Origin of the sequence: Thalassobellus citreus, from assembly GCF_044385915.1 — a bacterium.
GTDB classification, from domain to species: Bacteria; Bacteroidota; Bacteroidia; order Flavobacteriales; family Flavobacteriaceae; genus Thalassobellus; species Thalassobellus citreus.
The window spans coordinates 47,231-62,134 of record NZ_JBISCC010000126.1 but is presented as its reverse complement, the minus strand read 5'-3'; the positions used below and the strand labels follow the sequence as shown (position 1 = coordinate 62,134).

The following is a 14,904-nucleotide window of genomic DNA, read 5'->3' as shown; positions in this document are numbered from 1 at the left end:
AATTTAGTTTATTACATCTTTTAACCGTTTACCAAAGTCGAATAAAGCTTTAATTTCTTTAATACTTGCTATTCGTTCTTTTCCAAAAATAAGTAAAGCTTTTCCATTAGATTCTACATGGTAGTATGGATTACTTTCAAAGAAATGGGTAATATCATCATTAAAAAAGGTGCTAATTGCTTTTTCATTATCTCCCAATAAATGAAAACGATGAGAGAAATCTTTATGGTTTTCAATATTAATATCTTTAAAACCTGCAAAGGCTGAGACTTTTTCTAAAAAGCCTTCTTTATCTAAAGTGAATTCTGGAATAGTATGTTCTAAATTTATGTGAAGCATGGTTTTTCTAACAACTTCTTTTGCAATAAATTCACCTTCAGAAAATTCAATATCAAATAATTTGGTGGATTTGTCTTCGGGAGATAGTTTATTGTAAATATGATTGATATGTTTTGTATTAAAGAATGAGAAATTGTTTAAAAAATCGACTTCTTTTATTTTTTTTGAAGAGTAATTGTAATGATAGCTTTTTGCCAAACTTTCCATGCTGGTTTGACGTCTTGTTAAATTGTTTTTAATAATTTTTGGAACCGGAAGCATACGCCTTAAAGCAAAAGGATGTTTAGAATCGGTATCATGCATATCCAATCCAATTACATCAAAATGGCCACCACGTTTTTTAAATAATTCTTGATAGCTATGCATGTTTTCCATAACGGTATGATCTACGAATTCACATAAGGAGAAATCAACAATAACGTCTTGGTCTTCGGGTACATCATCTAGTTGTTGTTTAAGTCTAAAATAATTTAAAAAACTACAAAAGTGTTTTACACTAACATAAAAGTTATTTTGATTTTCTTCTTCTTTGTACATTAAAACATTAGGTTTTAACAAGTTTCTTACAAAGAAACTAACACTTTTATTGATAATAATATGGATTATAAGTGTTGTAATAACCCCAGCAATAATACCTGTAATTAATCCTATTTTTAAAGTAATAATTAGGGTAACAAAGAAAATTATAAGTTGTTCTTTTCCTATTGAAAATATTTTTTTAATAATATTTGGAGAGGCTAGTTTATAACCTGTATATACTAATATAGCCATTAAAGCAGGCAACGGAATTCTTGTTAATTGGGTGCTAAATAATACAATAAATAATATTAGAAATAAGGCATGGAAAAAGTTTGCAGATCTATTACTAGCACCATTGTTTACATTAACCGAGCTACGCGCAATAACCGTTACAACATTTAAACCGCCTAAAAGCCCGCTTCCTATAGTTGCTAGCCCTAATGCTTTTAAATCTTTATTTACGTTAGAACGTCTTTTTTCGGGGTCTAACTTATCTACGGCTTTAATGCTTAAAAGTGATTCTATACTCGAAATAAGAGTAAGCGATAAAACACTACCCCAAAAAGACAGGTTCCAAATACCACTAAAATTAGGACGAGGTATGTCGGCAATAATGGTTTGAATAGTTGGAATACCAGAAATCATGTATTCTTTTGCAATTGGATTTGGTTCGTGTAAACCGAATTCAAAATAGTAACTAAACCCAATAGACAGAATAACAATCCACATAGGTGCAGGTATCAATTGTAAATATTTATTTCTAATTTTAGAATAAAACAGCATGATAGCTAAACTTAAAATACCTGCCAAGGCTGCATAAATTAAACCTTCATTTTCGTAATGAATAGCATCGTTAATTGTATAAGGTATTTCAAAAAGGTAGTCTATAGTGTCCTCGCGTTTTATTTTGTGGGCAAACATAATATGAAATTGTTTCCCTAAAATAATAAGACCTATGGCAGCTAACATGCCTTGAATGGCAGAAGACGGAAAAAAATCGGCGAGGGTTCCCATTCTAAAAAAACCTAAAAGGAGTAATAAAACACCCGAGCACATAATAGCAACATAGGCGCTTTCTATTCCAAGAGTAGTTATGGCAACTAAAAGCACACCAACCAAACCATTTCCAGGACCAACAATAGTAACATGGCTACCACCAAGTATAGAAACCACTATACCGCCTACAACGGCTGCTATAATACCTGCTATAGGAGGTGCATCACTAGCCATTGCTAAGCCTAAACCTAAAGGCAATGCAATAAGGCTAACCACAAAACCAGAAAATATGTTTTTGGGTAAGGTTTTAAAAAAGCTTTTTATGTTATTTTTTTTTGGACTCATTGCAAGATTAAAACATCAGTTGGTAGCTCGGTTAAAATATGTTCAATATCATGAGGAAATAAGCGATCCCAAAAAGTCATTTTTGAAGGCGCATTCATAACTAATAAATCGGCTCGAGAAATTTGTGCATAATGACCAATAGAGTAGCCTTTTTTGCCAAAAATGGGTTGAGATTTTATAATAATATCGTTAGTATATGTTTCAGGAATATGCTCTATAATTTCTTTAACTCTAGAGTTTTCTCTTAGTTTAATACGTTCTTTTATAATGGAGGCTCTTCTAAGTGATTTATCATCATTAACTTTAACAGCAACTTGCTCCTGATTAATTTCTTCTACAATAGTAATTTTTTTAGCTTTTAGTTGCTTTGCAACATAAAAAGAAGTTGTTATAGTTTGTTCTGTTTTTGGGGCTTTCAACCCGTTAACAACAATATGTTCACAAGCAACACGATCTACAGAAGGTTTAATTAATAATAGAATAGAACATTTTGCTTGTCGTGTAATTTTTCTAGCAATAGAGCCTACATAATACTTTACAAATCGTTCTCGTTGAACAGCTCCAAGAACTAATAAATCAATTTTTTTTTCTTCAGAAACTGATAAAATGACATCAACAGGATCTCCTTTTTTAAAAACAACTTCGTAATCTAATTTGTCTTTTTCAAAAGATTTAAGAATAGCTTTTAACATGTCTATTTTATCTTCAGAAGCATCTCCAACATGTATTAAAAATAATTTTGAATTAAAAAATATCGATAATCTGGCTGCCTCAAAAAGGTTTGCTTTTAAGTTGGGCGAATATGCTACCCCAATTCCAATACTTTTAAAAGGTTTTAAAGTCACTCTATAGCTATTAATTATTCCGTAAGTTCGTAAGATAGTATTTTTTTAAAAAAATAAATCATCTGTTTTTACTTAAATTAGTAATTTAAAAAGAAAATAAAATATGTTAGAATTAGCGGGGATAGTTATTTTAGGAATATTGGCTCAATGGTTTGCCTGGAAATTTAAAATTCCAGCCATTTTACCTTTAATTCTTATTGGTTTGTTAGTAGGACCAATAGCTGCAGAATTTTTATCGGATGATGGCTCAAAATGGATAGAACCTATTTGGAATGGAGAAAAAGGCTTATTTCCTGGAGAAGGCTTGTATTATTTTGTGTCTCTAGCCATAAGTATTATTCTTTTTGAAGGCGGTTTAACTTTAAAGCGTTCTGAAATTGAAAATGTTGGACCTGTTATAACAAAATTAATTACGCTTGGTTCAGCTATTACGTTTTTTGGAGCAGGCATTATAGCGCATTTTATTTTTGAATTGAGTTGGGATCTTTCATTTTTGTTTTCTGGATTAATAATTGTTACAGGACCCACAGTAATTACACCTATTTTAAGAAATATTCCGCTTAAAAAAGATATATCAACCGTATTAAAATGGGAAGGAATTTTAATTGATCCTATTGGAGCTTTGGTTGCCGTATTAGTGTTTGAATTTATTAGTGTTGAAGGCGATAGTGGTTTTACAAAAACGGCTTTAATTGAGTTTGGTAAAATTGTTTTATTCGGAACCACCTTTGGTTTTACATTCGCGCATGGCTTAGCTTTTGCTATTAATAAAAAGCTGATTCCACATTATTTATTAAATGTAGTATCGCTTTCTGCAGTATTGTTGGTTTTTGTTGAATCTGAAATTTTTGCTCATGAATCTGGGCTTTTAGCTGTAGTGGTTATGGGTATGGTTTTAGGAAACGGAAAATTAGAAAACATAAAAGAACTCCTTTATTTTAAAGAGTCATTAAGCGTTTTACTTATTTCTATTCTTTTTATTCTGTTGGCTGCAAATATTAATATAGAAGATTTAATGCTCCTTTACACATGGAAAACAGCAGTGCTTTTTGCCATTGTTGTTTTTGTTATAAGGCCACTAGCTGTTTTTTTAAGTACCTCAGGGTCTCATTTAAATACCAATGAAAAACTCTTTATAAGTTGGGTAGGACCTCGTGGTATTGTAGCTGCCGGTATAGCATCTCTTTTTGGAAGTAAACTTTTAAAAGAAGGCGTTGAAGGTGCCGAGTATATTACACCTTTAGTGTTTATGATTGTTTTAGGAACAGTGCTGCTTAATGCAACTACAGCACGCTTTTTTGCTAAAATAGTAGGTGTTTTTCTTAAAAAATCTGAAGGTATTTTAATTATCGGAGCCTCAAGGGTTTCAAGGTTATTAGGACATTATTTAGAAACCAATGGCAGACATGTAGTACTTATTGATAGTAATGAAAAAAACATTCAAAAAGCAAAAGATATTGGATTGGAAGCTATGACTGCTAATATTTATTCCGATACTTTAATGAATAATATTGAATTGAATGATGTAGGTTACATAATGGCTTTAACAGGAAACTCTGATATTAATAAGTATGCCATTAACAAGTTTAGTAAGCAATTTGGTGAAAATGGTTCGTTTAGATTAGTCACCAGTCAAGAAATGCTTGATGATACCAATAACCCAAAGGAAGGATTGTTTTCGCATAAAGATGACTTTAATACATTAACCGAATTAACACGTAAGTATCCGTCTATTCAAGAAATTAATTTAGTAGATAAAGCACATTATGAGGAGTTAATTACTATTTCAAATAAAGACGCAGAAATTATTCCTTTGTTTGTAAAAGATAATAAAGGCGAACTTCATATAATATCATCTTATAATTTAGAGGTAAAGGATATTGAAGTAGGCTATCAACTAGTTTATTTAGGAAAACCTTTTGATGTTGAAAACGTATCAACTTCAGAAACAAAAGAAGTTAAGAATTCATAAGTTTTTTGGGCGTTACCCCGAAATGGGGGTCAGGCTTTCCACTATATCTTTTTGCGAAGCAGTCCCGAACTTGTTTTGGGATCTTATTATTAAACAACTTATAGTTTATAAAGGGAAGTGCTTTAAATTTTTAAAGCTTCGCATAAAGGATGCCGTTGCAATCCTTAACGCAGTATAGAACTCTAGTTGAAAACCGATAAGTTATTAATAGAATTTAGGTTAAAAATTTCACAAAAAAAGCCTCTTCGTTTTTACAAAGAGGCTTTTAAATATTAGTTATATGTGGTTTTACCCTTTTATCTGAAGGTTTGTAAATTCTTTATTCACTACAAGTGAATTGTCTTTAAATTGAACATCTTTCAAATCAACATATTCGTTATCTACTTTTATAGATTTTACTTTAAAAGGTAAACCAAATAAATTAACTTTAAAAGTATTATAAGTCGTTATGTATTCGCCTCTTTTATGAATTCTAATAATTAGTTTATTATCAGTTCCAGCAAGGTTAAATTTCTTTAAACTATAGCGTCCTTTTGTATAATCGTAACCATCATCAGCATCTTCATATATTTCAGAATCTTCTTTACCGTTTTTGTAGTAAACATCTAAGTTTAATTCTTCTATTACTTTTTCACCAACATATTGTTGAATTGGGTATTTTGGAATAATTGCACCAGATTTAACAAAAATTGGCATGCTATCAATATCGGCATCAACCCACATTTCTTTTCCGCCTGAAACTAATTCTTTTGTCCAGAAGTTGTACCATTCTCCTCTAGGAATATACATGCGTCTTCCTTTGGCGTTTGGTTCGTTTATTGGGCAAATTAATATTTGATTACCACAAATAAACTCGTCTGTTCTATAATGTGTTTGTGTATCCTCTTGATCGAATAATACTAACGATTTTAGCATAGGCACATTATCATGCGAATACTGGTAGAATGATGTGTATAAATATGGTAATAACTCATACCTAATCTCAATAAATTTTCTAACAATATCTGTAATTTCTTCATCAAAAGCCCAAGGTTCTTGATCGCCGTGATCTCCAGAAGAGTGTGTTCTACAAAATGGGTGAAAAGCTCCTAATTGAATCCAACGCGCGTATAATTCTCCATTAGGTTGTTCAGCAAAACCACCAATATCCGATCCTGCAAAAGAGAATCCAGATAAAGCTAATCGTTGCGCTTGTATGTTTGCAATTTGTAAGTGTTCCCAAGTGGCAACATTATCGCCCATCCAAGTAGAGGTATAACGTTGTGTACCAGAATAAGCAGAACGTGTAATTACAAATGGCCTTTTAGGATAGTTAAATCGTTTTAAACCATGGTAGGTAGCACGTGCCATTTGCATACCATAAATGTTGTGTGCTTTATTGTGGCTACAAGGGTTTCCATCGTAATCGTGACGTACATCAGACGGGAATGTTTTTCCTGGAACGTCCATTACAGCTGGTTCGTTCATATCATTCCACACACCTTTTACGCCTATATCTTCTATAAGTTCTTTAAACAAGCCTGCCCACCATTCTCTTACTTCTGGTCTTGTAAAATCTGGGAAATAACATTCTCCAGGCCATACTTTACCTTTCATGTAAGGGCCGTCTGCGCGTTTACAGAAATAATCCTTATCTAGTCCTTCTTTAAAAACACTGTATTCGTTATCTATTTTAATACCTGGATCAATAATTACAACGGTTTTAAAACCATCGTCAGCTAATTCTTTTACCATTCTTTTAGGATCTGGGAAATAATCTTCACTCCAAGTAAAACAACGGAACCCTTCCATATAATCGATATCTAAATAAATAGCATCACACGGAATTTGTAATTCTCTAAATTTGGCTGTAACTTCTTTTACATTAGATTCTGGATAGTAACTCCATTTACATTGGTGGTACCCTAGAGCCCATAATGGCGGCAATTCTGGTGTTCCTGTTAAATCGGTATAACTTGTTACTACATCTTGCATTTTAGGGCCGTAAATGAAGTAATAATTCATTTCACCTCCTAGTGCCCAAAAACTAGTAACGTTTCTTCTTTCATGACAAAAGTCAAAGTACGTTCTAAAGGTATTGTCAAAGAAAATACCATAAGATTTCCCGTTATGTAAGCCTGTATAAAACGGAATGGCTTTATAAATAGGATCGGTATCTTTTCCAAAGGCATACGAATCTGTTGCCCAGTTTTCAAAACGACGTCCTTTCAAATTTATATGTTGAGGTTTGTCTCCTAAACCATAATAGCTTTCACCACTTTGAGCCGCTTTACTCATTTTAACAATATCGCCACCTAATTCGTAACTTTCTTCCCAGTGAAAACCTAATTCGTCTTCACAAATTACCGAATTATCTTTAGCATCATAAATAGATTTTCTTAAATCAGATTTATGTATGTGGCAAATAAGTTTTGCAGTGGTAATAATGTATTTTTCATCATCATCAGATATTTCTAAATGATTATAGCCTCTACTAGCATCTTCATCAATGGCATAAGAGAAATCATTATCAAATTTTCCTACAGTAGTGTATCTAAATCTTAGTACACTATCTCTTAAAATGGTAAGTTGAAGAATAACGTTATTGGCTGAGGTAAAGTGTAGTACATCTACATCTTTTGAATAGCCTGTTATGGTAGTTGGAAATTGGTTTCCTTTATATTCTAATTCTGTATTTAATATCATAATTTGGACAATTATTTAATTGTCCAAATTACTAAATATTATAAGTTTAAAAAGCGTTTTTTTGCTAAAAAAACATTAATTTATTTGTTAATACACAAATTATCAGAGTGATAATTGTAAATGTATCAAGATTTGAATTGAAAGACCGTAATGGCTAGTGGTGCTAATGTAATTTCAGCTGAATAATCTTTACCATTCCAAGGTGTCTTTTTTATAGTTATTGCTTTTTTGTTAGAAACGCCACTACCTCCAAAAGCTTCAGAATCACTATTAAATAACTCTGAAAGTTTACCGTTAATAGGCACGCCAATTCTATATTTTTTTCTAACATCAGGCGTTAAATTACAAACGACTATCACATCATTTTTTGCAATTTTACCTTTTCTTATGTACGAAATAACACAGTTTTCATGGTCGTCATAACTTATCCATTCAAAGCCTTCTCCAGAAAATCCTTTTTCATATAAAGCAGGTGTTGTTTTGTAAAGTAAGTTTAGTGCTTTAAAATAGTTTTGAAAGTTTTTGTGTGGTTCAAATTCTAATAAATTCCAGTCTAAACTTCCTTGAAAATCCCATTCGTTATATTGTCCAAATTCACCACCCATAAACAATAATTTGGTGCCTGGATGTGTAAACATATAACCGTATAACAAGCGAAGGTTCGCAAAACGTTGCCACTCATCTCCAGGCATTCTGCCTAAAATAGAATTTTTGCCGTAAACCACTTCATCATGCGAAAGTGGTAGCATAAAATTTTCTGTAAAAGCGTATGCTAAACTAAAAGTAATATCGTTTTGATGGTATTTTCTATAAATAGGATCTTTTCCAAAATATTCTAAAGTATCGTGCATCCAGCCCATCATCCATTTCATACCAAAACCTAAACCGCCTAAAAACACAGGTTTTGAAACACCTGGAAATGCGGTAGATTCTTCGGCAATGGTTTGTGTGTCTGGAAAGGAAGCATAAATTTCTTGATTTAATTCTTTAAGAAACTCAATAGCTGCCAAGTTTTCTCTGCCTCCATAAATGTTAGGTTCCCACTCGCCATCTTCTCTAGAATAATCTAAAAATAGCATGGAAGCTACAGCATCAACACGTAAGGCATCTGCATGATATTGTTCCATCCAGAAAGCTGCATTACTTATTAAAAACGATTTTACTTCGTTTCTTTCGTAGTTAAAAATTAAGCTTTTCCAATCTTGGTGATAACCTTTTCTTTTATCTGGGTGTTCGTATAAACAAGAACCATCAAAAAAGCCTAAACCGTGTGCATCTTCAGGAAAGTGAGATGGTACCCAGTCTAAAATAATACCAATATCGTTTTGATGAAGTTTATCTACTAGATATTTAAATTCTTCTGGGTAACCAAAGCGTGATGATGGAGCAAAGTATCCTGTTAGTTGATAGCCCCATGACGGATCGTATGGAAACTCCATAATAGGCATAAGTTCTACATGTGTAAAATTCATGTCTTTTACATAAGTAACTAACTCATCGGCTAATTCAAAATAAGATAAAAATCGGTTTTCTTCAACTTGTTTTTTCCAAGAACCTAAATGGACTTCGTATACCGAGTAAGGCGCATCTAGCGCATTATGGCTTTTACGTTTTTTCATCCAGTTGGTATCCTTCCATTTGTAACTGTCGTCCCAAATTATGGATGCTGTTTTTGGAGGATGCTCACAACGTCTTGCGTATGGATCTGCCTTTTCGGTTTTTATACCGTTGTTATGACTTTCAATTTTATATTTATATATATTGCCTTTGCCAACTAGCGGAATAAAGCCTTCCCAAATACCACTGCTATCCCAACGAACATTTAATTGATGCTCGCCTTCGGTCCAGAAATTAAAGTCGCCAATTACCGAAACTTGTTTGGCACTGGGGGCCCAAACTGCAAAATAAGTACCTTCAATACCATCTACAGTTGTAATATGAGATCCAAATTTTTCGTAAAGCCTATAGTGTTTTCCTGCTTTAAAAAGGTTAATATCGAAGTCTGTAAATAGACTATAAACTTTTACTTGTGCCATATATTATATTACAAATCCGTTAGGTATAATTGCGCCATTTTTAATTACTACGATGCCTTCTTTAATAGCATAGGTGTCTGTTTCTGTATCTTCTAAATGAGGACCTCCATTTATTCGTACATCATCACCAATGCGACAATTTTTATCTAGAATAGCGTTTTTTATAAAACAACGTTCACCTATTCCCATTAATACTTTTATTTGTTTGTCTTCTATTTCTTTTAGTGTTTCGTAATAGTCGCTACCCATCATATAAGTTTTTATAACGGTAGATTCGTTTCCAATTCTAGAACGAATACCAATAACCGATTTTTCTATTTTAGCGGCGCTAATAATACAGCCTTCTGCAATAACGGCTTTGTCTAAAGTTGTTCCTGCTACTTTTGTAGTAGGTAACATTCTAGCGTGCGTATAAATACGTTTTGCTTTGTCGTATAAATCAAACTGAGGAATATCGTCTGTTAATCCTATGTTAGCTTCAAAAAAGGAATCTATATTACCAATATCGGTCCAATATCCTTCATATTGAAAACTTAATGTTTTGTGTTTATCAATAGATTGCGGAATAATTTCTTTACCAAAATCGATGGTAGATTCGTCATTCATTAATTCTATTAATAAGTCTCTATTAAATATATAAATACCCATAGAGGCTAGATAGTTTCGATCTTGGCCTTTCATTTCATCACTAACCTCAGAGGTCCAATCTGGTAATAAACTAGCATCAGGTTTTTCAATAAAAGAGGTAACTACACTTTCGTCGTTTGCTTTTAATATACCAAAAGAAGTAGCATCTTTTGCATTAACAGGAATTGTAGCTATTGAAATTTCAGCGTTACTAGCTTCATGAGCAGCAATCATTTTATCGTAATCCATTTGGTACAATTGATCACCTGAAAGTATTAATGCATACTCAAAATCGTGTCTTAAAAAGTGATGCATGCTTTGTCTAACAGCATCAGCTGTTCCTTGAAACCAACCTTTATTTCCAGGTGTTTGTTCGGCAGCAAGTACATCAACAAAAGCACTACTAAAAAAACTAAAATGATACGTGTCTTTAATATGACGGTTTAAAGAAGCAGAATTAAATTGTGTTAAAACAAACATACGTTTAATGTCTGCATTAATACAATTTGATATGGGGATATCAACCAATCTATATTTTCCTGCAATGGGTACTGCTGGCTTAGATCTTTGTTCTGTTAACGGGTATAGTCTTGAACCTTGCCCACCACCTAAAATGATGGATAAAACCTTGTTATTAATCATATTTGTTCAGTTTTTATAGTGTTGTATAAATTTATGTATTCTTTTGCCGAAACATCCCATGAATGATCTATTTCCATGATATGGTTTCTTATTGTTTTATATTTTGTTTGATTGTTATAAAGTGTAACACCTCTATCAATGGCTTCTGTAATTTCTGAAACCGTTACATTTTCATGACAAATACCAAAGCCATTTTCTTCAGTAATATCAATAACAGTGTCTTTTAAACCTCCAATGCTTCTAACAATAGGAATGGTTCCGTATCTTAAGGCGTACATTTGATTTAAACCACAAGGTTCTACTCGAGAAGGCATTAGTAAAAAATCGGCTCCAGCATATATAATATGAGATAGTTTTTCGTCATATCCTATAAAGGCATTGTATGTTCCAATATAATCTTTTTTTAATAATTCTAGTTGCTCTTCAACCAAATCATTTCCAGACCCTAATAGTAATATGGTGGCGTTGTTTTTTTTGAGCGCATTTTTAAACGCTTCAGGAAATAAATCAGATCCTTTTTCGTCAACTAAACGACCAATGAAAGCAAAAAGTGGTTTTTCAAAGTCTAAATTGAAAGTATCACATAAATATTTTTTGTTTGCTTTGGCTCCAGAAGTTACTGTTTTAGAACTATAATTTTTAGTTATGTAATGATCTGTTTCAGGGTTCCAAACTTTCCAATCTATACCATTTAAAATGCCTGAGCATTTTTCGCTTTCGGAACTTAGTAAATCTTCTAAACCGTTTGCTGCTCCTTTTAATTCTTCCATATAACTAGGCGACACAGTGGTAACAGCCCATGCGCATTTAATTGCTGCAGCTAATGGGTTGATTGAGCCTCCCCAATCTAGCAACCCTACATTTTCAAAATTAAAAGGAGGAATTAAGCCTACTTTTTCATGTGAAAACCAACCTTGATATTGCGCATTATGAATGGTTAAAATATTAGGAATCTTTCTGAAAGCTTCATACTTGTAACTTTCTTGTAGCATAAATGGAATTAAACCAGTATGATGATCGTGACAATGAATAATATCTGGATAATTATCCCAAGTTAGTAACCAGTCTAAAGCTGCAATTTGGAATGATAAAAACCGTTCAGTATCATCAAAAGAATAGACATACTCTTTAAAAAGCAGTTCGGGAACATCAATAAAAAACACATCAAAATCTAAAGTATTTTCCGTTAAGGTTAAAACACGAAAGTCATAAGGCTCAGCGTCTAGCTTTATAACACCATTATAGATGCTATGAAAATCATGTTTTTTAGTAAACTTATTGTTATAAAAAGGCATGATAACCTGAGAAGATGTATTTGGTCCTTTTTGATATTTAGGTAATGCTCCAACAACATCTGCAAGTCCTCCTACTTTAGCAACTGGGTAGCATTCTGCACTTATATGTATAATATTCATTTGTAATGTTTACGAATTTCATAAACTTACAAAATAAATAGGAACCATTTTTGTAGAATTATATTTTTAAAGAAAAAATTGTAGAATTGGAATTAATCAAAATTATCAATAACGAAAATGAAAAAAAGCTTAAGAATAATGTTAATCATTCAATTAAAAAAATGAATAAAATGAAAAGTTAATGTTTAAATTTTAACCAATATGATGTTGAAAACATACTTAATTTCGAATCATTTAATTTTACTATAGCTATAAACGTTCGCTGTGGTATTTCTATATTACCAATTTGATGCATACGTTTTTTACCTTTTTTTTGTTTTTCTAGTAATCACAAAATATACTACAGACATTTATTCGAATATTGTTTAAATGAAGAAAAAATGAATCTTATATTTGTTTTACTGTGATTTAAAACAGTATTTATATATGTTTAAAAATTACTTCTTTATAGTATTGCTTGCGTTTTTTTGTTTAAAAACAAGTGGGCAGACGAAAGTTTTTAAAAAGCAACTAGATAGTATACAAACATTAAGGCAATTATCTAAAAATACAGATTTTAATTTAGATACTAGAATACAATATGCGAAAAAGGCAAGTGAATTGTCTTATAAGACAGAAGTAGATTCTGTTATTTTAAATTCGAGACGTATTCTTGCGTGGGTATATGCGCAGTCTAAAAAGTATTCTATTAAATCAATAAAGTTAAGTCATGAAAATTTAAAATTAGCAAATAAGTTAAATGATTCTTTAACCTTAGGGTATATAAACGGTTACATAGGGTATGCTTATCATAATTTAGAGAAAAGAGATAGTGCTTATTACTATCATAACATTTCTTTAAAAATATTTCAACAGTATAAAAATAATATAGGCCTCATAAATCAAGCTTCAATACTTTTAAACATTGCTTATTTACAGAGAGATGAACGTGATTATGTAGGTAGTGAAGCGACAGTAGTTAAAGCAATAAATATATTACTTACCATTCCAGAAACAGAGATCTCTTTAAATTTTTTATGGATGTCTTATAATGTCATGGCTCTAAATTTAAATGATCTTAAAGAATATAAAAAAGCCTTAGAGTATTATCAAAAGTCTTTGGGACTTAGTGCTAAAAAGGAAAGGAATTACCAATTAAAATGCCATACCAAAATTAATATTGCTGAATTATATAGAAGAACAGAAAAATATGAGGATGCTTTTAAAATTTACAACGAACTACTTGAAGATGATAATTTAGAAGAAAAAGACCCCAGTTCTTATGGTGTTGTATTAAGTAACTGGGCTTATACTATGTTTTTATCAAAAGATAAGGATTACAGAAAAATAGACTCTTTATTTATTAAAGCTCAAAACATTTTTTCTGATTTAGATTTATTTTATGAAATTTCTTCAAGCGGAAATGATATGTCTGAGTTCTATTATGGCACAAATCAAAAAGAAAAAGCATTATTTTATTCTAAAAAAGCGAATGAATTTGGTAAAAAAGCGAATGATAATTTCGAAGTTTTAAGATCGTTAAAAATGCTTTCAAAATTTTATGAAGGGAATGAGGGAAAAGCCTATTTATATGAATATATAAAACTGAATGATAGTTTAATTGATGCAGAACGAGTGAGTAGAAATAAGTATGCTAGAATACAATTTGAGACTGACCAGCATATAAAAGAAACCAAACGTTTAAGCTCCCAAAACATTTTAATTATTGTAATAGCAAGTATATTAATATTAATATTAGGTCTGTTGTATTTTATAAGTATTCAACATTCTAAAAACAAGGAACTTCAATATATAACTGAACAAGAAAAAGTAAATCAAGAGATTTACAAATTAATGTTACAACAACATGTAAAGAAAGAAGAAGGGCGTTTGCAAGAACGCCATAGAATATCAGAAGACTTGCATGATGGTATATTGACTAGGTTATTTGGCACCAGAATGGGTATGGGGTTTTTAGATATAAAAGGAGATACAGACACTATAAAACAATATGAAGAATTTATAGATGAGATACAAAAAATAGAAAAGGAAATAAGGGATGTATCTCATGAGTTAAAAAGCGATACTATAGGTTTAAAAACTAATTTTGAATCTATAATTGAAGCATATATAAAGATTCAAAGTATCGCAGGGAATTTTAAGTATAAAATTATAAACGGAGGAGAAATAAAGTTTGAATTATTTAATGAGACCATACGAGTTGAAATATATCGAATAATTCAAGAAGCTATACAAAATATAGTAAAACATGCAAAAGCTAAAAATGTTTCAATTTCTTTTATATTGAAAGGTGATAATTTAAAAATCAATATAGTTGATGATGGTATTGGATTTAATATGGAAAAAAAGCATAAAGGGATAGGCTTAAAAAATATAACATCAAGAGTTTTAAAATTAGAAGGAGAACTAAAAATTTATTCAGCTATTGATAGTAAAAATGGAACAGAAATTGATATAAAAATACCAGTTAAAGATTTTTAAGT

The 14,904-nt window shown here is 31.3% G+C and carries 8 protein-coding genes and 1 pseudogene; 2 read left to right on the top strand and 7 right to left on the bottom strand.

What is annotated here, in order from left to right:
* Nucleotides 1-3: 3 nt before the first annotated feature.
* Both ACH5TX_RS12740 and ACH5TX_RS12735 read right to left on the bottom strand, forming a co-directional pair.
* Entirely contained in the window at nucleotides 4-2,199 is a 2,196-nt protein-coding gene (locus ACH5TX_RS12740) for a SulP family inorganic anion transporter (protein WP_439339879.1), read from the bottom strand.
* Complete coding sequence (locus tag ACH5TX_RS12735) at nucleotides 2,196-3,044, bottom strand: universal stress protein (protein ID WP_439339878.1); 849 nt, start codon at nucleotides 3,042-3,044, stop codon at nucleotides 2,196-2,198. The genes ACH5TX_RS12740 and ACH5TX_RS12735 overlap by 4 nt, the downstream gene beginning before the upstream one ends.
* Before the next feature lie 103 nt (nucleotides 3,045-3,147).
* Here ACH5TX_RS12735 and ACH5TX_RS12730 point away from each other — a divergent pair, with 103 nt between their 5' ends.
* Nucleotides 3,148-5,016, top strand: coding sequence for a cation:proton antiporter (locus tag ACH5TX_RS12730; protein WP_439339877.1), 1,869 nt, complete (start codon nucleotides 3,148-3,150; stop codon nucleotides 5,014-5,016).
* 288 nt (nucleotides 5,017-5,304) lie between these two features.
* Here ACH5TX_RS12730 and ACH5TX_RS12725 read toward each other — a convergent pair whose 3' ends face one another.
* The 5 genes and pseudogenes from ACH5TX_RS12725 to ACH5TX_RS12705 all read right to left on the bottom strand — a co-directional run.
* Nucleotides 5,305-7,701, bottom strand: coding sequence for a glycoside hydrolase family 31 protein (locus ACH5TX_RS12725; protein ID WP_439339876.1), 2,397 nt, complete (start codon nucleotides 7,699-7,701; stop codon nucleotides 5,305-5,307).
* A 125-nt stretch (nucleotides 7,702-7,826) separates the two neighbouring features.
* The gene (gene glgB / locus ACH5TX_RS12720; RefSeq protein ID WP_439339875.1) at nucleotides 7,827-9,737 is read right to left on the bottom strand and encodes a 1,4-alpha-glucan branching protein GlgB; all 1,911 of its coding nucleotides are present in this window, start codon (nucleotides 9,735-9,737) and stop codon (nucleotides 7,827-7,829) included.
* Nucleotides 9,738-9,740: 3 nt separating this feature from the next.
* The gene (locus ACH5TX_RS12715) at nucleotides 9,741-11,006 is read right to left on the bottom strand and encodes a glucose-1-phosphate adenylyltransferase (RefSeq protein ID WP_439339874.1); all 1,266 of its coding nucleotides are present in this window, start codon (nucleotides 11,004-11,006) and stop codon (nucleotides 9,741-9,743) included.
* The gene (locus ACH5TX_RS12710) at nucleotides 11,003-12,421 is read right to left on the bottom strand and encodes a glycogen synthase (protein WP_439339873.1); all 1,419 of its coding nucleotides are present in this window, start codon (nucleotides 12,419-12,421) and stop codon (nucleotides 11,003-11,005) included. The genes ACH5TX_RS12715 and ACH5TX_RS12710 overlap by 4 nt, the downstream gene beginning before the upstream one ends.
* A 178-nt stretch (nucleotides 12,422-12,599) precedes the next feature.
* Nucleotides 12,600-12,749, bottom strand: a pseudogene (locus ACH5TX_RS12705) (hypothetical protein); the annotation flags it as partial.
* A gap of 98 nt (nucleotides 12,750-12,847) precedes the next feature.
* Between ACH5TX_RS12705 and ACH5TX_RS12700 the strand changes: the two are divergent.
* On the top strand, nucleotides 12,848-14,902 hold the full coding sequence (locus ACH5TX_RS12700) for an ATP-binding protein (protein WP_439339872.1): 2,055 nt from the start codon (nucleotides 12,848-12,850) through the stop codon (nucleotides 14,900-14,902).
* Nucleotides 14,903-14,904 lie beyond the last annotated feature (2 nt).